Annotated in this window: 19 protein-coding genes; 7 read left to right on the top strand and 12 right to left on the bottom strand. The window is 72.8% G+C overall.

Annotated features, from left to right (window positions below; translation table 11 throughout):
* Positions 1-74 precede the first annotated feature (74 nt).
* From ACTHAM_RS05490 to ACTHAM_RS05480, 3 genes are all read left to right on the top strand, one after another.
* The gene (locus ACTHAM_RS05490) at positions 75-704 is read left to right on the top strand and encodes a DUF305 domain-containing protein (protein WP_440685171.1); all 630 of its coding nucleotides are present in this window, start codon (positions 75-77) and stop codon (positions 702-704) included.
* A 407-nt stretch (positions 705-1,111) separates the two neighbouring features.
* Entirely contained in the window at positions 1,112-2,506 is a 1,395-nt protein-coding gene (locus ACTHAM_RS05485; protein WP_440685169.1) for an MATE family efflux transporter, read from the top strand.
* A 149-nt stretch (positions 2,507-2,655) separates the two neighbouring features.
* Positions 2,656-3,453, top strand: a complete 798-nt coding sequence (locus ACTHAM_RS05480; protein WP_440685167.1) for a transglutaminase-like domain-containing protein — start codon at positions 2,656-2,658, stop codon at positions 3,451-3,453.
* A 12-nt stretch (positions 3,454-3,465) separates the two neighbouring features.
* Here the strand turns inward: ACTHAM_RS05480 and dnaG are convergent, their stop codons facing one another.
* Together dnaG and ACTHAM_RS05470 are read right to left on the bottom strand one after the other, a co-directional pair.
* The gene (dnaG, locus tag ACTHAM_RS05475) at positions 3,466-5,442 is read right to left on the bottom strand and encodes a DNA primase (RefSeq protein WP_440685165.1); all 1,977 of its coding nucleotides are present in this window, start codon (positions 5,440-5,442) and stop codon (positions 3,466-3,468) included.
* Between the two features lie 16 nt (positions 5,443-5,458).
* Entirely contained in the window at positions 5,459-6,745 is a 1,287-nt protein-coding gene (locus tag ACTHAM_RS05470) for a deoxyguanosinetriphosphate triphosphohydrolase (protein ID WP_440685163.1), read from the bottom strand.
* 323 nt (positions 6,746-7,068) lie between these two features.
* On the opposite strand from ACTHAM_RS05470, the gene ACTHAM_RS05465 reads away from it, so the two are divergent.
* Complete coding sequence (locus ACTHAM_RS05465) at positions 7,069-10,191, top strand: S8 family serine peptidase (protein WP_440685161.1); 3,123 nt, start codon at positions 7,069-7,071, stop codon at positions 10,189-10,191.
* A 43-nt stretch (positions 10,192-10,234) separates the two neighbouring features.
* Here ACTHAM_RS05465 and ACTHAM_RS05460 read toward each other — a convergent pair whose 3' ends face one another.
* The 5 genes from ACTHAM_RS05460 to ACTHAM_RS05440 form a co-directional block, all read right to left on the bottom strand.
* Complete coding sequence (locus ACTHAM_RS05460) at positions 10,235-11,089, bottom strand: aminoglycoside N(3)-acetyltransferase (RefSeq protein WP_440685159.1); 855 nt, start codon at positions 11,087-11,089, stop codon at positions 10,235-10,237.
* Positions 11,086-12,939, bottom strand: a complete 1,854-nt coding sequence (locus ACTHAM_RS05455; RefSeq protein ID WP_440685157.1) for a glycoside hydrolase family 13 protein — start codon at positions 12,937-12,939, stop codon at positions 11,086-11,088. The genes ACTHAM_RS05460 and ACTHAM_RS05455 overlap by 4 nt, the downstream gene beginning before the upstream one ends.
* A 3-nt stretch (positions 12,940-12,942) precedes the next feature.
* Positions 12,943-13,854 (bottom strand): sugar ABC transporter permease, encoded by a 912-nt coding sequence (locus ACTHAM_RS05450; protein WP_440685155.1) that lies wholly within the window; start codon positions 13,852-13,854, stop codon positions 12,943-12,945.
* A gap of 1 nt (position 13,855) precedes the next feature.
* On the bottom strand, positions 13,856-15,499 hold the full coding sequence (locus tag ACTHAM_RS05445; protein ID WP_440685153.1) for an ABC transporter permease subunit: 1,644 nt from the start codon (positions 15,497-15,499) through the stop codon (positions 13,856-13,858).
* A 97-nt stretch (positions 15,500-15,596) separates the two neighbouring features.
* Entirely contained in the window at positions 15,597-16,826 is a 1,230-nt protein-coding gene (locus ACTHAM_RS05440; RefSeq protein ID WP_440685151.1) for a sugar ABC transporter substrate-binding protein, read from the bottom strand.
* Positions 16,827-17,065: 239 nt separating this feature from the next.
* Between ACTHAM_RS05440 and ACTHAM_RS05435 the strand changes: the two genes are divergently transcribed.
* The 3 genes from ACTHAM_RS05435 (at position 17,066) to ACTHAM_RS05425 (ending at position 21,055) form a co-directional block, all read left to right on the top strand.
* Complete coding sequence (locus ACTHAM_RS05435) at positions 17,066-18,112, top strand: LacI family DNA-binding transcriptional regulator (protein ID WP_440685149.1); 1,047 nt, start codon at positions 17,066-17,068, stop codon at positions 18,110-18,112.
* A 138-nt stretch (positions 18,113-18,250) separates the two neighbouring features.
* On the top strand, positions 18,251-20,014 hold the full coding sequence (locus ACTHAM_RS05430; RefSeq protein WP_440685147.1) for a glycoside hydrolase family 13 protein: 1,764 nt from the start codon (positions 18,251-18,253) through the stop codon (positions 20,012-20,014).
* A 135-nt stretch (positions 20,015-20,149) separates the two neighbouring features.
* Complete coding sequence (locus tag ACTHAM_RS05425; protein WP_440685145.1) at positions 20,150-21,055, top strand: carbohydrate kinase family protein; 906 nt, start codon at positions 20,150-20,152, stop codon at positions 21,053-21,055.
* A 31-nt stretch (positions 21,056-21,086) separates the two neighbouring features.
* Here ACTHAM_RS05425 and ACTHAM_RS05420 read toward each other — a convergent pair whose 3' ends face one another.
* The 5 genes from ACTHAM_RS05420 to ACTHAM_RS05400 all read right to left on the bottom strand — a co-directional run bounded on the left by ACTHAM_RS05420 (position 21,087) and on the right by ACTHAM_RS05400 (position 25,665).
* Positions 21,087-21,971, bottom strand: a complete 885-nt coding sequence (locus tag ACTHAM_RS05420; protein ID WP_440685143.1) for a class I SAM-dependent methyltransferase — start codon at positions 21,969-21,971, stop codon at positions 21,087-21,089.
* A gap of 26 nt (positions 21,972-21,997) precedes the next feature.
* On the bottom strand, positions 21,998-23,170 hold the full coding sequence (gene dusB, locus ACTHAM_RS05415) for a tRNA dihydrouridine synthase DusB (protein ID WP_440685141.1): 1,173 nt from the start codon (positions 23,168-23,170) through the stop codon (positions 21,998-22,000).
* Positions 23,171-23,231: 61 nt separating this feature from the next.
* On the bottom strand, positions 23,232-23,627 hold the full coding sequence (locus tag ACTHAM_RS05410; protein ID WP_440685139.1) for a VOC family protein: 396 nt from the start codon (positions 23,625-23,627) through the stop codon (positions 23,232-23,234).
* Between the two features lie 75 nt (positions 23,628-23,702).
* The gene (locus ACTHAM_RS05405; RefSeq protein ID WP_440685137.1) at positions 23,703-24,266 is read right to left on the bottom strand and encodes a hypothetical protein; all 564 of its coding nucleotides are present in this window, start codon (positions 24,264-24,266) and stop codon (positions 23,703-23,705) included.
* A 13-nt stretch (positions 24,267-24,279) separates the two neighbouring features.
* Positions 24,280-25,665, bottom strand: coding sequence for a glycine--tRNA ligase (locus tag ACTHAM_RS05400; protein WP_440685135.1), 1,386 nt, complete (start codon positions 25,663-25,665; stop codon positions 24,280-24,282).
* Positions 25,666-25,690 lie beyond the last annotated feature (25 nt).

Raw genomic sequence — 25,690 nt, 5'->3', positions numbered from 1 at the left:
GGCCACGGCGACCTTCATCGAATCTTCAGCGCACCCTGATGGCCCCTCTGCCCGTGCCGGGTGAGGCTGGAGGCATGCCTCGTCACCCGCTCGTCCACCGTCTGGCGGCCACCGCCGCCGGTGCCACCCTCGCCCTGACGCTCGCCGCGTGCGCGGGGCCCGCCGCGAGCCCCGGCGGCGGCACCGACGAGCCGACCGGCACGGTCTCGACCGCCTCCGACGTGCACAACGACGCCGACACCTGGTTCCTGCAGGCGATGATCGTGCACCACGAGGGGGCCATCGAGATGTCCGAGCTCGCCGAGCGCGAGGCCACCACACCGCAGGTCCGGGAGCTCGCGCAGGACATCGCCGCGGCGCAGGGGCCGGAGATCGACCTCATGACCGGCTGGCTGGAGGCATGGGGCGAGGACACCGACTGGTCCATGCCGGGCATGGACCACGACGGCATGGACATGGACGGCATGCGGATGCACGGGATGAGCCAGGGTGAGGCCATGTCCGACCTGGACGACCTCACCGGACCGAGCCTGGACCGCCGGTTCCTCGAGCTGATGGTCGCCCACCACGAGGGTGCGGTCATGATGTCCGAGCAGGAGCTCGACGACGGCGCGAACCCCGATGCGCTCGGACTGGCGAGCACGATCGTCACGGACCAACGCGCCGAGATCGCCCTCATGCGGCGACTCCTCGACGAGCTCTGAGCCCTCCCTGCCCTCGGACCCGAGCCGGTCGTGGTCGGTGACCTCGCCGACTCGCTCCGGGGCCCTGCCGTCCGGCTCCTCGACGGCGTCGCGCACGTCGTTGCGGTCCCCCTGGCAGGGAACTCTCCGTGGTGGTGCTTCGGACTTGTCACGCCACGTCCGATCTCCCGCCCGCGACGCGCGAGCCGCGGGCCCGGCTTGATGCGCGCAGGGCACTGCGAGCGCTAACATCATCCGGAGGTCGAATCGATTCGGCCCCCTGTTCCGCGGACGACGGCACCACCGCACCGAGGGCAGTGCACCACCAGCCCACACCCCTCGCACCAGCACCGCGTCACTGCTCTGCGTGCCGCCCCGGCACCGCACCACCCAGGCGCCTAGCACCGTCGCTCCCGGAGCCCTCCCCTGTGACCACCAACCTCACCACCGGTCGCCCTGCCCGCCTCATCCTCGCCTTCGCCGTCCCGCTGCTCATCGGCAACGTCGTCCAGCAGCTCTACGGCTTCGCCGACGCGTTCGTCGTCGGCCGCACCATCGGTGTCGACGCCCTCGCCGCGGTCGGCGCGACCGGTGGGCTCTCGTTCCTCATGCTCGGCTTCGCCTGGGGCCTGACCTCCGGGTTCGCCATCCCGACCGCGCACGCGTTCGGTGCCGGCGACCACGCCGCCGTGCGCCGCAGCGTGGCCGCCGGCGCGGTGCTGACCGCCGCGTTCGCGGTGGTGCTCACCGCCATCGCCGTCCCGGCCGCCCGCCCGCTGCTCGAGCTCATGCACACGCCGCCGGAGATCCTCGACGAGGCCACGGTCTTCATCGAGGTGACGTTCTGGGGCACCGCGGCCACCATCGCGTTCAACTTCCTCTCGAGCACCATCCGCGCCCTCGGCGACAGCCGCACACCGCTGGTGTTCCTCGTGGTCGCGTGCGGCCTGAACGTGGTGCTCGTGTTCGCCTTCATCAAGGGGGTGGGCATGGGCGTCGGTGGCGCGGCCCTGGCCACCGTCGTCTCCCAGCTGGTGTCGGTGATCGCCTGCCTGTGGCTGGTCCGCACCCGCATGCCGATCCTGCGCCTGACCCGGCAGGACTGGCGTGTCTCGCGCGCCGACCTGACCGAGCAGCTGCGCCTCGGCCTGCCGATGGGGTTCCAGACCTCGATCATCGCCATCGGCACGCTCGTGCTGCAGTACGCCATCAACGGGCTCGGAGCGCAGTCCGTGGCCGCATTCACCGCGGCGCAGCGCGTCGACGCCCTCGCCATCGCCCCGATGTCGTCCTTCGGCCTGGCGCTGGCCACGTTCTCCGCGCAGAACCACGGCGCCCAGCTGCACGCCCGCATCCGCCAGGGTGTCCGGCAGACGTGCCTCATCACCGCAGGGTTCAGCCTGGCCATCGCCGCCGTGACGATCCTGGCCGGCCCGACCCTCGTGCGGCTGTTCGTCGGTCAGGGCGAGGAGCACGTCGTCGACCTCGCGTACGTGTACCTGGTGAGCAACGGCGTCCTGTACGTCGTGCTCGGCCTGCTGTTCGCGCTGCGCGGCACGCTGCAGGGCCTGGGGCGCACCGTGGTGCCGACGGTCGCCGGGATCATGGAGCTGGTCACGCGCGTCGCGGCGGCCCTGCTGCTGACCGGTCCGCTCGGGTTCCTCGGGGTGTCCCTGGCCGGGCCCCTGGCCTGGGTCGCAGCGATGATCCCGCTGACCCTGGCGTGGTTCCGCGAGCGCCGATGGCTGCTCGAGGAGGAGCGGCTGCTCCCCCTGCTCGCCGAGCCGGCGCTCGACCCGGAAGGGGCCACGACGCGGCGCTGAGCTCCGCTGGTCGCCGGCTGGTCGTCGTCCGATCTGGGCCCCTTTACTCCCGGCCTCCCAGGCCCCACACTTGCGCTGCGCGTCGCCCTCGACGGCCCCCTCATCTTCTGCCACGCCGCGTGGCGACCCGCCGTGGAAGGACCCCCGCCGTGCAGCGCATCGTCTCCTCGCACCTGTCGATGGACGTCCACGCGCCCGTGGAGATGCTGCTGCAGATCGCCGTCGCCGACGGCGCCCACGACCGCACGGAGCTGCTCACCGTGCGGCACGAGGACGGGCCGCTGGAGGTCGTCGAGATCAAGGGGCGCACCGGGTCGCGCCTGCACCGCGTGATGGCTCCCGTGGGCCGCCTGGTCGTCGACTACCAGGCCACGGTGACCGGTCAGGCCGAGCCCCCCGCGGTGGAGGACGAGGACCTCGTCGAGTACCGACGCCCCAGCCGGTACGTCGACTCCGACCGTCTGCTGGCCTTCGCCCGTGACGAGTTCGCCGGTCTGCGCGACGAGGCGCTGCTGGCGGCGGTCGTGGGGTGGGTGCGCCGGCACGTGACCTACCTGTCGGGTTCGAGCCTGCCGACCGACGGCGCGTCCGACACGCTGCTCAAGCGCCGCGGTGTGTGCCGCGACTTCGCGCACCTGGTCGTGGCGCTGCTGCGTGCCAACGACACCCCTGCCCGGCTCGCGTCGGTGTACGCCCCGGGCCTGCGCCCGATGGACTTCCATGCGGTGGCCGAGGCGTTCGTCGACGGGGCGTGGCAGGTGGTGGACGCCACGGGTCTGGCGCCGCGCGCGTCGATGCTACGGATCGGCACGGGCCGCGACGCGACCGACACGGCGTTCCTGTCGTACTACGGCGGGCAGGTCACGCTGCGCTCGATGACGGTGACCGCGGCCGTGCACGGCGGCACCACGACCGACGACGGCACCGCACCGGTCGTCCTGCGCTGACCGGTCGGTGCGTCAGGCGCTCTCGCGCAGCGTGCGTCGGCGCCCCTCGACCGCGACCAGCTCGGCGAACGCGGCCTGGTACCCGGCGGGGTCGGCGGTGGCGTCCATGCGCTGCAGGCGTCCGCGCAGCTCGGCGATGTGCCGGGTGAACCCGATCTCCACCAGCCGCAGCACCACTCCGCGCACGTAGTCGCCCAGCACGTCGGGCCGGTCCTCGGGCAGCGGGGCGACGGCCAGCTCGGTGACCAGCGGCTGCACCGGTGCGGCCGCCTGCTCGATGACCTGGCCGACCCAGCCCGTGGCGGTCCCGCCGGCGCCCTGCACGGCCGCACGGCCCGCACCCAGACCACCGGCCGCGCGCACCGCCTCGTGCACGGCGCGGTAGGCCGGTGCCGCGAACGCGTCCGCCGCGAGCTCGTCGAACTCCTCGGGCACCAGCTCGGGGTGCTGCAGCACGACCTCGAGCGCGGTGCGCTCCACCTGGGCGACGGGATCCCGGCGGTCGGGCACCGGCATGCGGGCGACGGGCGGGGCGCTCGACTCGACCTCCTCGCGTGCACCGCCGTGGTCCGGCCGGGCGGCGCGGGTGTCGCGGCCGCGGTCCGGTGCGCCGCGGACCTGACCCGTCCGGGACGCCCCGTGCACCGCCTGCCGCACGGCGCCCTGGTCGTCCATGCCGAGCCACCCGGCCAGCAGCCGCGTGTACTCCGGCCGCAGGGCTGCGTCCCGGATCCCCGCCACGACGGGCGCCGCGGCCCGCAGGGCGGCGACCCGGCCCTCCGCGGTGCCCAGGTCGAACGAGGCGAGGGTCGAGCGGATCACGAACTCGTACAGGGGCGTGCGGTGCGCCACCAGGGCACGCACGGCATCCGGTCCCTTGGCCTGCCGCAGCTCGCACGGGTCCATGCCGGAGGCCTCGACCGCCACGAACGTCTGCGCCGAGAACGCCTGGTCCTCGCCGAACGCGCGCAGCGCCGCCTTGCGTCCGGCGGCGTCACCGTCGAACGTGAAGATGATCTCGCCGCCCAGCGAGGTACCCGACGCCAGCTGGACCCCGCCGGCCGAACCGGAGTCGCCGACCAGCCGGCGCACGATCCGCGCGTGGTCGGAGCCGAACGCCGTCCCGCACGTGGCGACCGCGCCGCCCACCCCTGACAGGTGCATCGCCATGACGTCGGTGTAACCCTCGACGACGACGACCCGCTTCTCCTTGGCGATCTCGCGTTTGGCCAGGTCGATGCCGTAGAGCACCTGGGACTTCTTGTACAGCGGTGTCTCGGGGGTGTTCAGGTACTTGGGGCCCTGGTCCTCGTCGAACAGCTTGCGGGCACCGAAACCGACCGTGTCGCCGGTGACCTCGCGGATGGGCCAGACCAGCCGCCCGCGGAACCGGTCGTAGATGCCGCGATTGCCCTGGCTGACCAGGCCGGACGCGGTCAGCTCGGCCTCGGTGAACCCGCGCCCGCGCAGGTGCCTCATGAGCGAGTCCCAGCCCTGAGGGGCGAACCCGACCCCGAACTGGTCGGCAGCCGACCGGTCGAACCCGCGCTCGGCGAGGAACGCCCGGCCCGCGGCCGCACCCGGCGAGGTCAGCTGCTCACGGTAGAACTCCTCGGCCACGCGGTGCGCGTCGAGCAGCCGGCGGCGCTTGCCGGGCTCCTCACCGGGCCGGGGTGCACCGCCCTCCTCGTACCGCAGCTGCAGCCCCACCCGCCCGGCCAGGTACTCCACGGCCTCCTGGAAGCCCAGGCCGTCGACCTTCTGCACGAACGCGATGACGTCACCGCCCTCGCCGCAGCCGAAGCAGTGGTAGCGGCCGACCTGCGGGCGCACGTGGAACGAGGGCGAGCGCTCGTCGTGGAACGGGCACAGGCCCTTCATCGAGCCGACGCCGGCGGGCCTCAGGGAGACGTGCGCGCCGACGATCTCCTCGATGCGCGCACGCTCGCGGACCGCCTCGACGTCCTCCCGACGGATCCGACCTGCCACGCGCGAAGTCTAGGCGTCAGCGGCGCGGGGGCCGGACCAGCTGGGCGTGCGTGGCCGCCGCGGACACGTCGGTCATCGAGGCCACCTGGTCGATGACCACGCGCAGCCGCGCGGCGTCGTCCGCGGCAGCGGCCCAGTCTGCGGCGAACGGCGGCTCGAGGGCGGTGGGGGCACGTTCGCTGAGCACCTGCACCAGGTCGGCGAGCACCTCGCGCTGGCGGTGGTACAGCGGCTCGAGCTCGCGCGGCGCCATCACGTACGCGACGGCCAGGCCCTTGAGCACGAGGATCTCGGCGAGGGTCTCCACCGGCACGATGAGGTCGGCGGCGTACCGCGTGAGCGGCCCGGGGCCGTACCGCTCCCGGGTGGCCAGCTGGGCGGCCTTCGCGAACCGGCCGATGAGCTGGCTGGTGGCGTCCTTGAGCATGGCCAGCGCCCCGCGCGACCCGTCGAACCCGGGCCGCCACAGCTCGGCGGCGACCAACCGGTCCATCGCGTCCTGCAGGCCCTCGGCCGGCACGGCGCCGCCGTACCAGGTCTGCACGGCCTCCACGACCCGGTCGCGCTCCTCGGCCTGTCCCAGCACCGCCAGGTCGAACCGTCCGCCCACCACGGCGTCCTCGACGTCGTGCACCGAGTAGGAGATGTCGTCGGCCAGGTCCATCGCCTGCGCCTCGAGGCACTTGCGGTCGACCGGTGCGTCGGCGCGCAGCCACGTGAACACCGGCAGGTCGTCCTCGTAGACACCGAACTTGTGCGTCGGACGGCCGCTGGCCGCGCTGAGCGGCCCCTGGCCGAACCGCCACGGGTACTTCACGGACGCGTCGAGGCTGGCCCGGGTGAGGTTGAGCCCCACCGATCGACCGTCGCGGTCGACGACCTTCGGCTCGAGCCGGGTCAGCAGCCGCAACGTCTGGGCGTTGCCCTCGAACCCGCCGATGTCCCGCGCGAGGTCCGCGAGCGCCCGTTCGCCGTTGTGCCCGAACGGGGGGTGCCCGAGGTCGTGCGCGAGGCACGCGGTGTCCACGACGTCCGGGTCGCAGCCCAGGGCCTTGCCGATCTCACGGCCGACCTGCGCGACCTCGAGGGTGTGAGTGAGCCGGGTGCGCACGAAGTCGTCGGTCGACGGGCCGAGCACCTGGGTCTTGGCACCGAGCCGACGCAGGGCCGAGGAGTGGACGATGCGGGCGCGGTCCCGTTCGAACGCGCTGCGCTCGCTGGACTTGGGGGCCTCGCGCAACCACCGCTCCCGGTCGGTGTCGACGTAGCCGTCGACAGCGCGGGTCTGCTCGAGGGCGGTCACGCGACCAGACTAACGAGCCGGCAGGGGTCGTCGGCCCCGTCGTCGCTCACCGCGCCGGGCGTCCGGCCCCCGGCAGCGGGTGCGACAGGGATGAACCTGGTAGGCCGTTCGGCTGACCCAACCCCGGGCAATCCCTGCTCGACCCGGGCGAACGGGGCTCGCGGCGCCCGACCGACGGACCCACCATGGTCTGCGGCGGACAGACCGGCACCGTGCGCCGCACCAGAGCCCCACGGACCCATGGAAGGGCGGGCATGATGCGTCCCCAGCACCCTCGGACCTGGCGCACGCGGAGCGTCGCCGCCACGGCGACCCTGAGCGTCATGGCCACCCTCGGGGTCGTCGGCCTGTCGATGGCGAGCCCCGCGGTGGCCGTCGCCGACTCCTACGGCCAGGGCGACGGTCTGAACCGGTACGTCGTGACCCTCACAGGCGACCCGGGCGTGGGCACGCCGGACGCGGTCTCGGCACCGACGCCCGGGGCCGCGCAGACCACGGCTGCACCGATGACACCGTCCCCGTCCGTCGTCGACGGCTCGGACGCGGGCGCCGTGCGCGGTCGCATCGACCTGGCGCTGCTCAGCAAGGCGCAGGCCGAGCTGGGCACCGACGGGCAGGTGGTGACCTCCGAGGGACTCGGCTACTACGTGACCGCGGACGCCGCCATGGCCGTGTCCCCCGGCGCTGACGGCACGATCCTGCCCGTCACTGCTGCCGGGTCGCAGGGCGCCCCCGCCGCCGTACCTCCCACCGCGCCGCCCGTCACCTCCCCCGTCGAGCCGGTACCGACCGGTGCGGTCGAGCCCACCCCTGCGGCCCTGCCTGCCGGCTCGGACGACGTGCTGCGAGCCCTGGCGGCGACGCCGGCGATCGCCTCGGCGCAGCGCCTGCACGACGGACAGGTCCTCGTCGCCACCCGCCTGAGCCTCGAGGCCGTCCGTGCGCTGCCCCAGGTCGCCCACGCGCAGGAGTCCGTCGAGGTGCCCGTCGCCGCGAGCGCGAGCGACCCGCTGTACGCCCCGTACGGGTGGAACCTGGAGAACACCGGGTCCAACGCGTACCTGCAGGAGGCGAAGGCCGGCGCCGACATCGACGCCCCGTCCGGGTGGGACGTGACCCAGGGTCAGGACACCGTCGTGGCCGTGGTCGACACCGGCTTCGACTCCGACCACCCCGACCTGGTCGGTGCCCTGTGGACGAGCCCGACCGAGGCGTGCGGCACCGCGGACACCAACGCCAACGGCAAGGTCGGCGACTGCCACGGCTGGAACTTCTACGCGAACTCCCCTGACGTCGACAACGGCAGCTACGGCTCGCACGGCACGACGGTGTCCGGCACCGTCGCCGCCCGCATCGACAACGGCCACGGCCTGGTCGGGGTGGCACCCAAGACGCAGATCATGCCGTTGGTGGTCGGCGGTGGGGAGAACGTCGACGTCAACCTGGCGATCCAGGCGTTCCGGTACGCGGTCGACAACGGCGCCGACGTCATCAACGCGAGCTTCGGTGGCACGTTCGGCGGTTCGACGCTGGCGGCGATGAGCTCGGCGATCGACTACGCGAGCGCCCACGGTGTGCCCGTCGTGGCCGCTGCGGGCAACGACGCGGGCAACCGCGACGCCAACCTCGTCTACCCCGCCTCGATGCCGAACGACGGCCTGATCACGGTCGGGTCCACCACGGCCCTGGACACGCCCGCGTCCACCAGCGCCTACGGGCAGACATCCGTGGACCTGTTCGCACCCGGCGACAAGGTCGTCTCGACGTGGAACGACGGTGGCTACCGGCTCGTGTCGGGGACGTCCATCGCTGCACCGCACGTGGCGGGTGCGATGGCGCTGTACCGGTCGGTCAACCCGGATGCGACCGTCGCCGAGCTCAAGGCCGCGGTCCTGGCCGACACGACCAGGCTCGCTGCCCTGACGGCCAGGTCGGTCAGCGGTGGGCGCCTGAGCATCGGGTCGATCAGGAGCGCCGGCGCCGGCGCGAACGAGTCGATCAGCTACGAGTTCTCCTCCATGGTCGCCCGCCCCGGTGCCCAGCAACCGGCCGTGCAGGTCACCTCGACGGCGAGCACGGGCACCTACACGGTGCGTCTGGGGCTGGCGATGCTGGTCGAGGGCGAGGTCTGGGCTGTCTCCGGCGAGGACATCACCCTGGCGGGCGTCACCGCCGAGACCGACGACACCGGTTCGGCGTCGTTCGACCTGGGCACGCTGCCCTTCCTGGGCACGACGTCACTCACCCCGGCGCTGACACTCGGCGAGGGCCGGTTCGCCCTGCTCGCGCAGGTGCTCAAGGACGGGCAGCCGATGAGCCGTCCGTACGCTGCGCCGCTGATCGTCGACGCCGACGTGGTGATCCCGGACCCGGGCACCGTCACTCCGGGCACACCGGTCCCGGAGCCGAGCACCGACCCGGGCAGCGGCACGGACCCCGGCCCGAGCGACCCGGGAACCACCGACCCGGGCTCCGGCACCGACCCCGGCACCACCGACCCAGGAACCACCGATCCCGGCAGCGGCACGGACCCCGGCACGAGCGACCCGGGAACCACCGACCCGGGCTCCGGCACCGACCCCGGCACCACCGACCCAGGAACCACCGACCCAGGAACCACCGACCCCGGCAGCGGCACGGACCCCGGCACGAGCGACCCCGGGACCACCGACCCGGGCTCCGGCACCGACCCCGGAACCCCCGGCACCGGTACCGACCCCGGGACCAGCGACCCAGGAAGCTCCGACCCGGGTTCGAGCGACCCCGGCACGGAGGACCCGACGGGCCCGGACTACAAGTCCTACGCGAACGTCGGGGCCTTCCAGGTCACCCGGATCAGCCCCGTCCACGTCTCGGTGGACGGCGGTGACCTCGTCGAGATCCGCGGCCTGGCTCTGGAGTCCGGTGTCGGTGTGCGCGTGGGCGCCATGGGCATCGCGGACGTCATCTCCGCGACCTCGACCCGGGTGAGCTTCCTGACCCCGGCCCTGGTCCCGGGGACCTACGACGTGACGGTGTACAAGGCGGGCCGCTCCAGCGTGCTGACCGCGGCCCTGATCGTGGGCGACGGAGGCTCGAGCACCCCTGACCCGACCCCCGGCACCGGTGGGACCGACCCGGGGACGTCCGAGCCCGGCGCCGAGCCGACCCCCGGCTCGGGCACCACCCCCGTACCGGACCCGACCCCCGGGTCGGGCACCACACCCGGGTCGGGCACCACGCCCGACGCAGGAGCGACTCCTGACCCGGGGACCACGCCGGGGTCGGGCACGACCCCCGGTGCGGGCACCACTCCGGACGACGGGGACGCGACGACCCCGTCCACGCCGAACGCGACGCGCCTCGGCCCCAACGGTGAGCGCCTGGTCCGCAACGACGCCCTCGCCGCGCTGAGCGGCCTGTGGCGGACGTCGTGCACCACGACCTGCTCAGGCCAGCAGGTCTGACCTGACGGCATAGCACCGGCCCGGTCGCAGGACCGGGCCGGTGCTATGCCTGCGCCAGCCGTGTCCGGGCGAACCAGGCGGCGGCGAAGCAGACGAGCTCACGCATGTCGACCAGCCGTGCGGTGGCTCCCCCGACCTGACCGGAGCGTTCGCGGCGGGTCACGGCGAACGCCTCGCCGAGCGCGAGGAAGTCGCCGTCGTCGACGGCAGGCTCCTCGAACCGCACCCAGGTGCGGCGTCCGTCGAGCATCAACGGGGCACCGTTGGGCACGCGGGCCACGGGCAGACCGGAGCGGGCCTCGGCCAGGTGCAGGGCGGTGCACTTGTCGTACCCGACACCCAGCAGCAGCACCTGGGCGCCCGCCGCGTGCACCTGCGCCAGCGGGGAACCCTCTCCGACGGGGTCGTCCAGGTCGTGCCGTGCCAGCAGGTCGGCGGCGGCGGGTCCGCGCGCCACGAACGAGCGGTGCGGGTGCCCCGAGCGCAGCGTGCCCGGCTGGGTGCGCAGTGCCTCGGCGACGGCGCCCATGGTGCGCGACGGCGTCCACGCCGGGTCGTACGCGGGCAGGGCGTCGCGCACCTCGTCACGTCGTTCGGCGGGCACCTGCGGGTCGTCCAGGTACTGCGGGTCGCACAGCTGCCACGACTGGCTGGGCATCACGAGGGTCCCGGCGGGTCCGAGCGCGTCCTCGAGCGCGAGCACCACACCTTGCGCACCGGCGACGACCGTGCCGATCGCCCGCAGGCTCGCGTGCACCAGCAGCACCCCGCCGGGGCGGACGCCGAGGGCACGCAACTGCGCCGCGAGCTCGGTGGGCAGGTGGGGCCCCGGTGGCGGCCCGTCCCCGCGGACGCCGAGACCGGTGCTGGCGCTGGTGCTGGTGTCGATGCCCGTCACGGCAGCCGCCACACCTGCACACCGGGCCCGTCGCCGGGCAGCACCAGGCCGTGCTGGGTGACCTCCAGCGGTGCCCCGCCGTAGAGGTTCTCCGGTTCGGCTCCCCGACCCAGCAGGTGACGCGGCAGGCGTGCGCCCACCCAGGGGGCGCGTGCGGCGAGCACGAGCACCCGCTCGTCGGCGGTCTCGCGCAGGTAGGCCACGGCGTCGTCCTCGACGAGCGCCCACCGCAGACCGCCCTGCCGCAGCGCGCGCGACGAGCGACGCAGCGCGACGAGGCGACGGAACACCTCGAACGTCGCGGCGTCCCAGCCAGGGCCTCCCCCGGCGTCGATCTGCGCCCACGGCATGGGCACGCGTGCGTGCTCGCCGTTGCGTCCGGTCAGACCGCCCTCGTCGCCGGCGAACATGGCCGGTGTGCCCGGGTAGGTGAACAGCAGACCGGCGGCGACCTCGACGTGCTCGCGTGAGCCCACGACCGTGCGCACCCGGGGGGTGTCGTGCGAGCCGAGCATGTTCCACTGGTGGGTCGTGACGTTCCACGGCACGGCGGAGTCGAAGTCACGCATGGTGTCCACCATCGCGCGTGCGTCGCGCCGCGGGATCCGGGCGGGCAGCCCGAGGAAGTCCAGCGTGGTGGCCGGGTCCACGAGCCAGGTCCACACCGGGCGGGTGAACGCCGAGTAGTTCATGTTGGCGTGCCAGCCGCCGGCCTGCAGGTCGGTGCCGGCGTCGTGGAAGTGCTCGGCGACGAGCACCGCGTCGGGGTTGATCGCGCGCATGGTGGCACGGATGGTGCGGGCGACCTGGTGGGTGACGTCGTCGGCGGCGTACCGACCCGTCATGTTGGCCACGTCGATGCGCCAGCCGTCCAGCGCGTACGGCTCGCGCAGGCCCCGGGCGATGACGGAGTCGGGGCCCTCGATCATCCGGCGGGCCAGCGAGGCCGCCCGGTAGTCGAGCTTGGGCAGCGAGGCGTGCCCGAGCCAGGCGACGTACCCGGGCTCGGCGTCCTGCCAGTAGTAGAACTCGGCCTCCTGCGAGGTCCGGTCCGCCAGCGCGCGGGCGAACCACTCGTGCCCGGCACCGGTGTGGTTGGTGGTGAGGTCACCGATGATCCGCATGCCGCGTGCGTGCACCGCGCGGCTGAGCGAGGCGAACGCGACGTCGCCGCCGAGCAGCGGGTCGACGTGGTCGAACGTGCTCGCGTCGTACCGGTGGTTGGAACGGGCGGGGAACACCGGGGTCAGGTACAGCGTGTCCACCCCGAGGCGCTGCAGGTGCGCCAGCCGGGACTCGATGCCCGGCAGGTCGCCGCCGTACAGCTGGGTGGGCGTGCCGGGCCCCTCCCCGATGGGCTCGTCCGACCAGGCAGCCGGCAACGCCCAGTCGGGCAGCGGACCGGTCGGCGGCCCCTCGTGCCCGCTGGAACGCGCGAACCGGTCGGGGAACACCTGGTAGACGACGGCATCGTCGAGCCACGCGGGTGCCGGCTCGTGCACGGTGAGCCGGAAGTCGGCGGCGTCGGGGACGTCGCGGGCGTGCACGCCGCGCCCGTTGAGCCAGCGGTACCCGCCGGGCTCGACGAGCAGCGCCCGGTAGCTCGTGACGGGGTTGTGCACGGGCACGTCGGCGACGTACCACCGCTCGTGCTCGTCCACGCGATCCAGCCGGGCCGGCTCCATGCGCGGTTCTCCGTCACGCACGGTGCGGACCCAGACCTCGCGCTCGGTGCCGCCGGCCGGGACGCGGAACCGCACGGGCACCACGTCGCCGAGCCGGGGCACGCCCGTAGGGACGTACTGCTCGGACCCGTCGTGGTGCGGCTGGTCGAGCAGGTGGTGCGCCACGCCTCAGCCCTTCACGGAGCCGGCGGTCAGCCCGCCGACGATGTACTTCTGCAGGAACAGGAACAGGACCAGCACGGGGATCGCGGAGATCACGGCGCCGGCGGCGAACAGCCCCCAGTTGGCGTCGAGCCGGTCGGCGACCCACGCGTACAGGCCCACGGCGAGCGTCCAGTTGCTCTCCGACTGCAGCACCGAGCGGGCGATGATGAACTCGCCGAACGTGCTGATGAACGACAGCAGGGCCACGACGGCGAGGATCGGCGAGACGAGCCGCAGGATGATCGTCCAGTAGATCTGCCCGTGCGTGGCGCCGTCGATCTTGGCCGCCTCGTCCAGCTCGCGCGGCACGGTGTTGAAGAACCCGTACATGAGGAACGTGTTCACGCCGAGCGCGCCGCCCAGGTAGACGCAGATGAGCGCGAGCTTGCTGTTCAGCCCGAGCACCGGTACGACGTTGCCCAGCCCGATGAGCAGCAGGAAGATCGCCACGAACGCCAGCATCTGCGGGAACATCTGGATCACCAGCAGCGAGGTCAGGCCCGTGCGCCGCCCGCTGAACCGGAACCGGGAGAACGCGTAGGCGGCCGCGGCGCCCATGAGGACCGTGCCCAGGCCGGTGACCACGGCGATGACGAGGGTGTTGACCATCCACGTCCAGAACGCGGTCGCGTTGAGGTTGTCGAAGTTCGCGGTGCTCACCTGGGCGAACAGCTCGTTCGAACCCGTGAGGGTGCCCTTGTCGGACAGTGCCGCCGAGACGATGTAGACGATCGGGAACGCGGCGTAGGCGACGCCGATCACGCCGACCAGGTGGCGCCAGCCGAGCTCGCGCATCCACCGGCCGGGCTTCATGCGCTGGTGGTGCACCTGCGGGCCCTGGGAGCGGACAGGGACGGAGAGGGTGTCGGCGGCCATGTCAGCTGATCTCCTCGAGCGAGCGGGTCCGGCGGAAGGCCAGGGCCGAGATGGTGGCGACGATGAGGAAGATGACGATCGACAGCGCGCTGGCCAGCCCGTAGTTCTTCGGTGCGGTGCCGTCGATGCCGGAGACGGAGTAGACCATCGAGATGAGGATGTCGGTGTGCCCCAGCGGCACCGAGGCGTCGGCGAACCGCGGACCACCCTTGGTGAGCATGTAGATGAGCGTGAAGTTGTTGAAGTTGAACGCGAACGAGGAGATCAGCAGCGGCGCGGTGGAGACCAGCAGCAGCGGCAGGATCACCGAGCGCCACGTGCGCAGCTTGCCCGCGCCGTCGATCTTGGCTGCCTCGAGCACGTCGGAGGGCAGCGACTGCAGCGCGCCGGTGCAGATGAGGAACATGTACGGGAAGCCGAGCCACAGGTTCACGCCGATGACCGAGACCTTCGCCAGCCAGGGGTCGGTGAGCCACGGGATCGCCGCGCCGTTGAAGAACACCTGGTTGATGAACCCGTAGCTGCGGTTGAGCAGGCCGGCCCACACGAGCGCGGCCAGGAACCCGGGGATCGCGTACGGCAGGATCAGCAGCGTCCGGTAGATCTTGCGGCCGCGCAGGCGGGTGTCGTTGAAGACCATCGCCAGGAACAGCCCGAGCAGGAACGTGCTGGCCACGGAGATCACCGCGAACGCGAACGTCCACACCAGGATCTTGACGAACGGCCCGGCGTAGCGGCTGTCGCCGAACGCGGTGGTGAAGTTCTCGAGGCCGACCACGACGCGCCATCCCACGGCGAGCGTGGAGCCGTCCTCGGCCTCGAACTGGCCGTGGTCGTTGGGGCGGTACACGGTGCCGGTCGTGGTGTCCGTCATCGTGTCGGCCTGCTCGTCGTACTCCAGCGTGGAGGTGTAGACGTAGCCGGTGCGCGCGTCCTGCGTACGGATCGACCCGTCCTCGGGGTCGTCGGAGAACGGCACCCGCAGCGTCGTGACGGCGTCCTGCTGGGCGAGCACGGCGTTGCGGTCCAGCACGTTCGCGCCGGGGACCTCGGAGACCCGCCCGTCGGTCACGGTCGCGTCGTCCTGCGTGGCCAGCGGCGAGTCCGCGGTGCCCACCTGGACGTCGCCGTCGGTGGTGACGATCGCGAAGCCGAGCTCGCCGTCGACCTCGACGACGGTCAGCGGGTACGCCTGCGAGCCCTCGACGCGTCGCTCGTTCTGGATGAGCAGCGCCTCGATGGCCTGCTCCTTGGTCGAGTTGTGGCCGTCGCCGTAGTTGGTGAACGCCACGAAGCCGGTGTAGACGACCACGTACACCTGGTAGACGAGCAGGAACGCCAGCCCCGGCAGGATGTACTTCATCGGGAGGGCGCGCCGCGAGAAGTACGCCCAGTTGGCGGCCGCCAGCAGCGCCACCATCGAGGCGAGGATGCCGTAGGAGCCCTGGCCCCAGGCCGCCATCACACCCAGCACGCCGAGCGCGTCGACCAGGGCGATGATCGCGAGCTTGACGAAGAAGCCGCGCGAGTAGTTGCGGGCGTGCGAGCCGTCGCCGCCGCGGCGGGGTCGGTCGGTGGGGGGTTCGCCGCCGCCCGGTGCGCCGGTGCTGACCGGGCCGTCGAGGGTGGACTGCGGGGTGGACATCTGCGGCCTCCGGGCGGATGACGAGGTGGGGCACACGGCCCGGCGACGCGCGGGGTCGACCCCTGCGCGCCGCCGGACCGACGGGCGGCGGTGCGGCTCAGGAGCCGAGCGCGCCCTGGATGTCGGTCACCATCTTCTCCCAGGCGGCCACGGGCTCGGCCGCGCCGGAGATGATGTTGGCCTCGGTGACGCCCCAGAAGGCCCACACGGCGCCCATCTCGGGGATCGAGGGCATCGGCACGGCGGCCGCGCCGACCTTGCGGAAGCCGTCGGTGATCGGGTCGGACGCCGCGGAGTCGGCGGCCGCGATGAGGGCCGGCGGACGGTTGCCGGCCTCGTAGAGCGCCAGCTGGGCGTCCTCGGTGGCCATGTAGTTGACGAGGAAGTCGTTGGCGAGCAGCGCGTTCTGGCTCTGGGCGCTGACGTAGAAGCCGGAGACGCCCACGAACGGCTGCGCGGGCTGCCCGCCCGCGGTCGGGATCGGGTCGATGGCCAGGTCGAGGCCCTCGAACGACTCGATCATCCAGGGGCCGCCGATGATGAACGGCGACTCACCCTTGGAGAACGCGTCGACGGCGATGTCGTAGGTGATGTCGGTGCTGAGCACCCCGGCCGCGCCCTGTCCCTGCAGCCACGTGGCGAACGCGTTGCCGTTCTCGCCGCCGAGCGCGAGCTCGGGGTTGTAGGTGCCGTCCTCGTTCTGCGTGAACACGGGCGCACCGAACGAGGTCTGCAACGGGTAGTAGGTGTAGGGGTCGCCCTCGACACCCGTCTGGATGAGGATCGGGTACTTCGAGCCGGCTGCCTGCCCGGCGGCGACGGCCTCGTCCCACGTGGCCGGCGCGGTCGCGGCCAGCGCGGTGTTGCGGATGAGCGCGAGGTTCTCCACGGCGTAGGGCAGGCCGTAGACCTGGCCGTCCGCGGTGAACGCCTCGATCGAGACGGGCTCGAACTCCGCGGCCTTGTCGCCGAGCTCGATGGGTGCCACGACGCCGTTGGTGGTCAGCTCGCCGAGCCAGTCGTGCGCGCCGACGGTGATGTCGGGGCCCTCGCCCGTGGGCACCTGGGCGAGGAAGTCGGCGCGGATGTCGCCGAAGTTCTTCAGCACGAGCTCGACGGTCGCGCCGGTCTCGTCCTCGAACGCCGCAGCGGCGGCCTCGACGGCCGACTGGCGGGTCTCGTCGACCCAGATCGTGAGGCTGCCGCCGTCCGCGGCCGGCGCCGAGGAGGTCGAGTCGTCTGCGGGCTCGTCGCTCGAGCCCGAGCAGGCCGCGAGCGTCAGCGCAAGGCCGAGCGTCGCAGCGACAACGGGGATGCTCCGTCGCATCGTGTTCTCCCAAGAGGGTCGGTGTGGCATGCCGGTCGCCGGCGGTTCACCCACCGACGCTGGCCTGATGGCGCGACGCTAACCTCGTTGCCACGGCGCTTGCAAGTCGTTACGGTAACTTTCAGGCAACGGTTTCACAGGCCGTACGATGCTGCTCCGGGGCACGCTCCGGCAGAACATCCCCGGACGATTCCGACACCCGGCCGGACAGTTCGAACACCGAGGACGAGGAGGTCCGGATGTCCAATACGCTGCCACCCGTGCGCACCCGTCTGACCGACCTCGCCGAACAGGCAGGCGTCAGCACGGCCACCGTCTCGCGGGTCCTCAACGGCAAGCACGGCGTCTCGACACAGGCCCGCCAGGCGGTCCTGGCCGCACTCGACGTGCTCGGCTACGAGCGCCCCGAGAAGCTGCGCACCCGCTCGGCCGGACTCGTGGGGCTCGTCGTCCCCGAGCTGTCCAACCCGGTGTTCCCGGCGTTCGCCCAGGTCATCGAGACCATGCTCACCGAGCGCGGCTACACCCCCCTGCTGTGCACGCAGTCCCCCGGGGGCACCACCGAGGACCAGTACGTCGAGATGCTGCTCGAGCACGCCGTCGACGGCATCGTGTTCGTCTCCGGCCTGCACGCCGACTCCAGCGCCAGCAAGGAGCGCTACCACCGGCTGCGCAGCCGCGGACTGCCGATCGTGCTGGTCAACGGCTACGCCGAGGGCGTGGACGCCCCCACCGTCTCGACCGACGACTCCGCCGCTCTCGAGCAGTCCGTGCGCCACCTGCTCTCCCTCGGCCACCGCTCGATCGGGCTGGCCATCGGACCCGACCGGTTCACGCCCGCCCGCCGCAAGCACGAGGCCTTCGCCCGCCTGCTGCACAGCGAGCTCGGCATCGACGACCCCAGCGGGCACATCGTGTCCACGCTGTTCACCGTCGAGGGCGGCCAGGCCGCAGCGCTCGAGCTCATCGACTCAGGCCACACCGCGATCATCTGCGGCTCGGACCTCATGGCCCTCGGTGCGATCCGCGCGGCCCGCTCGCGCGGGCTGTCCGTACCCGGCGACCTGTCCGTCGTCGGATTCGACGACTCCCCGCTCATCGCGTTCACCGACCCGCCGCTGACCACCGTGCGCCAGCCGGTGCTCGCCATGGGCCACGCCGCCGTCTCCGCGCTGGCCGCCGAGATCAGCGGGCACCCCGCCTCACGGACCGAGCTGCTGTTCCACCCCGAGCTCATCGTCCGCGGGTCGACGGGCGCCGCACCGCTCGCGCACGCCGCCTCCTGACACGCACGGAGCCACCTCCCGCGCGGGCACGACCGGACGCACCACTGCGTCCCGCGCCCCGCACCCAGACCGCTGCACCCCCACCCACCGGCGCCGAAGCCACCGAACCCCGCCGCACCTGAATCGAGGCACGCCCCCGTGACGACCGTGAACCCCCTGACCGGCGACGCCACCGCCCTGGCCCACGCCCCCGGCGCCCCGGGTGAGCAGTGGTGGCGCCACGCGGTGATCTACCAGGTCTACCCGCGGTCCTTCGCCGACGCCTCGGGGGACGGCATCGGCGACCTGCCCGGCATCACCGCCCGGCTGGACCACCTGGCGGCCCTCGGCGTGGACGCCGTGTGGCTCTCGCCGTTCTACCGCTCGCCCCAGGCCGACGCCGGGTACGACGTGGCCGACTACCGCGACGTCGACCCGCTGTTCGGCACGTTGGAGGACTTCGACGCGCTGCTCGAGCGCGCCCACACGCTCGGCCTGCGCGTCATCGTCGACCTGGTGCCCAACCACACCTCCGACGAGCACGTCTGGTTCCAGGCCGCCCTGGCCGCCGGCCCCGGCTCGCCGGAGCGGGAGCGCTACCTGTTCCGCGAGGGGCGCGGCGCGCACGGGGAGCTGCCGCCCAACAACTGGCAGTCGATCTTCGGCGGCCCCGCCTGGACCCGCACCACGGACGCCGACGGGACCCCCGGGCAGTGGTACCTGCACCTGTTCGACGCGCGCCAGCCCGACCTGAACTGGGAGCACCCGCAGGTCCGCAGCGAGTTCGAGGACGTGCTGCGGTTCTGGCTCGACCGGGGCGTGGACGGGTTCCGCATCGACGTCGCGCACGGCATGGTCAAGCAGCCGGGTCTGCCCGACTGGGACGGGCACGTGTCGATGATCGAAGGCACGGACACCAGCACGGACGGCGGTCCCGTCGACCGGGCCGACGAGGTCACCGGGTCCGGCAACGCCGGCCCCATGTTCGACCAGGACGGCGTGCACGAGATCTACCGCGCCTGGCACCGCGTGCTGGCCGGGTACGCCGGAGACCGCGCGCTGGTCGCCGAGGCGTGGGTCGAGCCGCTCTCGCGCCTGGCCCTGTACGTGCGGCCCGACGAGATGCAGCAGGCGTTCAACTTCGCGTTCCTGGCCGCCGGCTGGCACGCCGCACCGCTGCGCCAGGTCATCACCGCCTCGTACGCCGTGAACGACTCGGTGGGCGCGCCCACCACGTGGGTGCTGTCCAACCACGACGTCGTGCGGCACGCCTCACGGTTCGGGCTGCCCGACCCCGGGGCACGCCCCAACGGGATCGGCCACGGCGACGAGCAGCCCGACGAGGAACTCGGCCTGCGCCGCGCCCGCGCCGCCGCGCTGCTCATGCTCGCCCTGCCCGGCTCCGCGTACGTGTACCAGGGCGAGGAGCTGGGCCTGCCCGAGCACACCGCGCTCGACGACGACCTGCGCCAGGACCCGGCGTTCTTCCGCACGCAGGGCTCCGAGCGGGGCCGTGACGGCTGCCGTGTGCCGCTGCCGTGGGAGAAGGACTCCCCCGGCTTCGGGTTCTCCCCCTCGGGCGTCTCCTGGCTGCCCCAGCCCGAGGGCTGGGCCGCCTACGCCGCCGACGCCCAGCGCGGGGTCGCCGGCTCGACGTACGAGCTGTACCGGGCCGCGCTGGCCGAGCGCCGCGCACGCGGCCTGGGCCTCGGCGGCCTGCAGTGGGCCCGGGAGATCGACGGCGAGGACGTCGTGGCGTTCCACAACGGCGACCTGCTCGTGGTGGCCAACCTGGGCGAGGAGCCCGTCGAGCTGCCGGGCGGCCTGCGCGTCGTGCTCGCCTCGGCGGACGTGACGACGGGAGTCGACGGCTCGCTGCTGCTGCCGTCCGACGCGACGGTCTGGGCTGTCCGGCAGGACTGACTGACCCGGCCGGCCACGCCGGGTCGCACGAAGGCCCCGGGACACACCCCGGGGCCTTCGTCACACCGAGGCGCGACTGCAACGAGTTGCAGCAGCTTGCAGCACCGGCGCACGCCGATGCGTACAGTGCTGCGCATGGCACACGTGCTCGTCGTCGGTCCCGCGTCCTGGAACACGCTCGTGCACGTCGACCGCCTGCCCGAGGCCCGGTCGCAGACCCTGGCCGCACGCAGCCACCACGACGGGCTCGGCGGGACCTCGGCCGGCAAGGCCCTGACGCTCGCCGCACTGGGCACCGACGTCGTCCTGCGCACCCTGCTGGGCGACGACGAACCCGCCGATCACGTGCGCGCCGCCCTGACCCACCCCCGCCTCCGCCTGATCGCCGCACCCGCGCGCGACGGCCGCACCGAGCGACACCTCAACCTCATGGCCGACGACGGCGGACGCGTGTCCGTGTACCTCGAGCTGCCCGCAGCACTGCCGGCCGGCGCCACGCTGGACCCCGAGGTGGGCGCTGCGCTGGAACGTGCCGACGCCGCCGTGGTCGACCTGGCCGAGCACGCGCTGCCCGTGCTCGCCGCCGCACGCGCAGCCGGCATCCCCGTGTGGTGCGACGTGCACGACGACGACGGGCGCAGCGCGTTCCAGCGACCCTTCGCCGACACCGCCGACGTGCTGCTGGTCAGCGACGCGCGCCTGGAGGACCCCGCGGCCTACCTGGAAGCCCGGGTCGCGGCCGGGTGCACCCTCGCGGTCTGCAGCCGCGGAGGTGACGGCGCGCTCGCGCTCGACGCCGACGGCTGGATCGAGGTACCCGCCGCCGCCGTCACCGAGGTCGTGGACACCAACGGGGCCGGCGACGCCTTCCTGGCCGGGCTCCTGCACGCACGCCTGGCGGGCGCCGGCACCCTCGACGCACTCGCCCTGGCCTCCGCCGTCGGCGCACTGGCTGTCGGCACGCGCGACCTGGGTGCCCCGCACGCGACGCCGGCCGAGGCCGAGCGGATCGCCCGCACGCTGGCGGTCCGTCGAGTCTGACCCGACGCAGCGCCCGACGAGGCGCCGAGCCTCAGACGGCCGGCCGCCGCGCCGTCAGCGTGAAGCTCGCCGGCAGCCGCTGCGGACGGTCCCGCAGCCGGTACTCGCCCGTCTCGTCCTCGACCATCAACCCCGGCAGCGCCTCCCACGGCACGCTGTCGTGCTCGAGCAGCGCCGTCAGCTCCAGCCCGGCGCCCAGCACCGCGGTGACGATCTCCCCCAGGCCGTGGTTCCACTCCACCGAGCGTGGCGAGGCGACCTTGTCCGTGCCCGCGTAGCTGTAGTCGTCGTTCCAGACCAACGGCTCGACCTGCTCGAAGTACGGCAGCTCGAGCGCAACCGTCAGCTCGCCCTCCGCCGTGATCCACGGCTGCTGGGCCCTGTCCTCGACCTCCGCCGACACCGCGGCACCGAGCGCGGCCAGGAGCACCGGGTGCCCGTCGCGCACGACGAGACGGCCGCCCGGTCGCAGCAGTGCGGCGACCGTCTGCGCCCACCGCTCGATGTCGGGCAACCAGCACAACGCCCCGATGCCGGTGTAGACCAGGTCGAACCGGCGCTCGCCCAGCGCCTGCGGCGCGGAGTAGACGTCGCACTCGACGTAGTCGATGTCGGCACCCGCGCGGTCGGCCAGCAGGCGGGCCTCGGCCAGCGACGCCCCCGACAGGTCCACCCCGGTGACCCGGGCGCCGAGCCGGGACAGGCTCAACGTGTCCGTGCCGATGTGGCACTGCAGGTGCAGCACGTCCAGATCGCTGAGGTCACCCAGGTGCGGCAGGTCGAAGCGCACCACGCCCGACAGCGCCGCCGGGTCGGCCAGCAGGCCGTCGATGTTGTAGCCGCGCGCGTGCACCGGCGCCCGGCTGTCCCAGTTCGCGCGGTTGACCTCGAGGTAGTCGCCCGACTCCATGACCATGCGGACGACCCTATGACGCCCTCGGGTCAGCCGCCCGAGACCGACAGCTCGGCCTCGGCGAGCGCACGCCGGAAGTCCTCGGACAGCTCACGCGAGTCGAGCCAGCCGTCGGGCACGTGCGGCCGCTTGGGCGACCCGGCCCGCCCGCGCTGCCCCTCGGCCGGCGCACCCGGGTACGGCTGGTCGAGGTCGAGCTGGGCCAAGCGGTCCTCGAGCTCGGCCAGGGTGGAGACCAGCCCCAGCTGGGCGCGCAGCTCGCCGCCGACCACGTAACCCTTGAAGTACCAGGCCATGTGCTTGCGCATCTCCCGCAGCGCCTTGGACTCCTCGCCGAAGTGCTCGACCATCAGCTCGGCGTGCCGACGCACCACCCGGGCCACCTCGCCCAGGCCGGGCCGCACCCGCACGTCCGAGCCGGCGAAGGCGGCGGCCAGGTCGGCGAACAGCCACGGGCGCCCCTGGCAGCCCCGGCCGACGACCACGCCGTCGCACCCGGTCTGCTCGACCATCGCCAGCGCGTCCTCCGCCGACCAGATGTCACCGTTGCCCAGCACGGGGATGTCCGTGACGGTCTGCTTCAGCCGGGCGATCGACTCCCAGTCGGCCGTACCCGAGTAGTAGTCGGCCGCCGTGCGGGCATGAAGCGCGACGGCCGCAACGCCCAGGTCCTGCGCGACCAGACCGGCCTCCAGGTACGTCAGGTGGTCCTCGTCGACGCCCTTGCGCATCTTGACCGTCACCGGCACCCCGTGCGGGGCGGCCGCGTCGACCGCGGCCTTGACGATCGCGCGGAAGAGCCCCGACTTCCACGGCAGCACCGCGCCGCCGCCCTTGCGCGTCACCTTGGGCACGGGGCAGCCGAAGTTCAGGTCGACGTGGTCGGCCCGGTCCTCCTCCGCGATGATCCGCACCGCCGCGCCGACGGTCGCCGGGTCCACGCCGTAGACCTGCACCGAGCGCGGCCGCTCGTCGGGCTCGTGCGAGATGATCCGCAGCGACTCGGGGCTGCGTTCGACCAGTGCGCGAGAGGTGACCATCTCGGCCACGTACAGGCCCGCACCGGACTCACGGCACAGCCGACGGAACGCCGCGTTGGTCACACCGGCCATCGGGGCCAGCACGACGGGCGTGGCGACCGTCAACGGGCCGATGCGCAGGGGCGGCAGCACGCTGGTGGGCGCCGGGAGCGTCGTGGTCATGCTCCCAGTGTCGCAAACCCCGGTGCCACCCCTTGGCGCGGGCCCGCCGGGGTCCGTCGACTCAGCGCGCCTCGGGGTCGGGCTGGTGGACGCCGAACGTGTTGCCCTCGGTGTCCAGGAAGTACCCCTGCCAGGCCAGACCCGTCAGGGCCGTCTTCGGCAGGGCGACCACGCCGCCGGCCCGCTCGATCGCGGCCGCCGTGGCGTCGAAGTCCTCGACCTGCACGGTGCCCACCCAGGCGTTGGTGCCGTAGCCCGCACCGGGAGCCGCTGCCGGCCGGCCCAGCAGCCCCCCGTTGATGCCGGGCTCGTCGTCACCGCCGGTGGTGATCCCCCAGTACTCCGAGCCCGCCATGGGCCCGTAGTCCTCGAACGTCCAGCCGAAGACCGCCGTGTAGAACGCCCTGGCCCGTTCGACGTCGTCGGCCTGGATCTCGAAGTGCACGACTCGGGGCACGCTGACCACCTCCGCCACGGCTGGGATCGATGCCTCCACCTTCCTGCGGGCGGCCGCTGGGCGCACGCCGGGCCGTCAGCCGGGCGGTGCCGACCCCCCGGCAGGCCCGGCTCCTGCGCCGGGCTGACGGGGTGTGCGGGGCTTGTGGGGCTTGTGCCCGGCGCGGCGCGCGAGCAGCGCGGCACCGTCCTCACCGAGCAGCTCGACCGGGATGACCTCGTGCACGCCGTTCGCGAACCGCACCACGACCATGTCGCCCCACCGCCGCACCGACCGCACGAGCCGGTGGCCGACCCGGGACGTACCCCGGGGGCCCTCCAGCAGGAGCTCGTCCATCGTCACGCAGGACCGCAGCACCGTGCCGACGGGGTGGGTGCGCCGGGCCTTGGATCGCTGGCGCAGCACGAACAGCGGGACGACCAGCGCGCTGGCCAGGACAGCCAGGACAGGGACGAACCACGCCTGCAGCACCAGCCCGACGATCAGACCGACCAGCAGGAGCATCGACGCCGGGATGATCAGCACGATCCCCTCCAGGCGCAGCCGCGCCCGGGCCAGCCGGGCGGCGAACCCGTCGTCGATCGTCCAGGTGACCCAGTCGGGCTCCGTGTCCGCCGCCGGCGTCCCCGGCCGGGTCACCGGGACCGTCACGTCAGGCGCCGACGAGGCGCTGCGCCAGGTAGGCGGTGACCTGGTCGAGCGCGACGCGCTGCTGCGACATGTCGTCGCGGTGGCGGATCGTGACGGCCTGGTCGTCCAACGTGTCGAAGTCGACCGTGATGCAGAACGGCGTGCCGATCTCGTCCTGGCGGCGGTAGCGGCGACCGATCGCCCCGGCGTCGTCGAAGTCGACGTTCCAGTTCCTGCGCAGCTCGGCGGCCAGGTCGCGCGCCTTCGGCGAGAGCTGCTCGTTGCGCGAGAGCGGCAGCACGGCGGCCTTGACGGGGGCCAGTCGCGGGTCGAGCTTGAGCACGACGCGCGTGTCGACGCCACCCTTGGTGTTGGGTGCCTGGTCCTCGGTGTACGACTCGACCAGGAACGCCATGAGCGAGCGGGTCAGACCGGCGGCCGGCTCGATGACGTACGGCACGTAGCGCTCGTTCTTGGCCTGGTCGAAGTAGGACAGGTCCTGCCCGGAGTGCTGCGTGTGGGTCGTCAGGTCGAAGTCGGTGCGGTTGGCGATGCCTTCGAGCTCGCCCCACTCGCTGCCCTGGAACCCGAAGCGGTACTCGATGTCGACGGTGCGCTTGGAGTAGTGCGAGAGCTTCTCGGAGGGGTGCTCGTAGTGGCGCAGGTTGTCGCGGCTGATGCCCAGGTCGGTGTACCAGGCGGTGCGCGTGTCGATCCAGTACTGGTGCCAGTCCTCGTCGGTGCCCGGCTCGACGAAGAACTCCATCTCCATCTGCTCGAACTCGCGCGTGCGGAAGATGAAGTTGCCCGGCGTGATCTCGTTGCGGAACGACTTGCCGATCTGGCCGATGCCGAACGGCGGCTTCTTGCGCGCGGCGGTGAGCACGTTGGCGAAGTTCACGAAGATGCCCTGCGCGGTCTCCGGACGCAGGTAGTGCAGCCCGGACTCGTCCTCGACGGGGCCGAGGTAGGTCTTGAGCATCATGTTGAAGTCGCGCGGCTCGGTCCACTGCCCGCGGGTCCCGCAGTTGGCGCAGGCGATCTCAGCGAGGCCACCCTCGGGGGCGCGGCCCTTCTTCTCCTCGAACTCCTCGAGCATCTGGTCCTCGCGGAACCGCTTGTGGCACGAGAGGCACTCGGTGAGCGGGTCGGTGAAGACCCCGACGTGGCCGGAGGCGACCCAGACCTGACGGGGCAGGATCACCGAGGAGTCCAGGCCGACGATGTCGTCGCGGCTGGTGACCATCGTGCGCCACCACTGACGCTTGATGTTCTCCTTGAGCTCGACGCCGAGCGGGCCGTAGTCCCAGGCGGAGCGCGTCCCTCCGTAGATCTCGCCGCTGGGGAAGACGAACCCCCGGCGCTTGGCGAGGGAGACGACGGAATCCAGACGGGAAGGCGCAGCCACGATCGATCACTCCAGAGGGACGGTG

It is taken from the genome of Cellulomonas soli, from assembly GCF_052036975.1.
In the GTDB taxonomy this organism is placed as follows: domain Bacteria; phylum Actinomycetota; class Actinomycetes; order Actinomycetales; family Cellulomonadaceae; genus Cellulomonas; species Cellulomonas soli_A.
Note: the sequence above shows the minus strand (reverse complement) of the source record. Positions and strands in the feature narration are given on the sequence as shown.

Excerpts from the sequence above, each read along its gene's own strand:
- ACTHAM_RS05490 (WP_440685171.1), top strand. The coding sequence starts at position 75 with ATGCCTCGTCACCCGCTCGTCCACCGTCTGGCGGCCACCGCCGCCGGT.
- ACTHAM_RS05465 (WP_440685161.1), top strand. The coding sequence starts at position 7,069 with ATGGCCACCCTCGGGGTCGTCGGCCTGTCGATGGCGAGCCCCGCGGTG.
- ACTHAM_RS05450 (WP_440685155.1), bottom strand. The coding sequence starts at position 13,854 with ATGGCCGCCGACACCCTCTCCGTCCCTGTCCGCTCCCAGGGCCCGCAG.
- ACTHAM_RS05445 (WP_440685153.1), bottom strand. The coding sequence starts at position 15,499 with ATGTCCACCCCGCAGTCCACCCTCGACGGCCCGGTCAGCACCGGCGCA.
- ACTHAM_RS05440 (WP_440685151.1), bottom strand. The coding sequence starts at position 16,826 with ATGCGACGGAGCATCCCCGTTGTCGCTGCGACGCTCGGCCTTGCGCTG.
- ACTHAM_RS05435 (WP_440685149.1), top strand. The coding sequence starts at position 17,066 with ATGTCCAATACGCTGCCACCCGTGCGCACCCGTCTGACCGACCTCGCC.
- ACTHAM_RS05425 (WP_440685145.1), top strand. The coding sequence starts at position 20,150 with ATGGCACACGTGCTCGTCGTCGGTCCCGCGTCCTGGAACACGCTCGTG.
- ACTHAM_RS05420 (WP_440685143.1), bottom strand. The coding sequence starts at position 21,971 with ATGGTCATGGAGTCGGGCGACTACCTCGAGGTCAACCGCGCGAACTGG.
- dusB (WP_440685141.1), bottom strand. The coding sequence starts at position 23,170 with ATGACCACGACGCTCCCGGCGCCCACCAGCGTGCTGCCGCCCCTGCGC.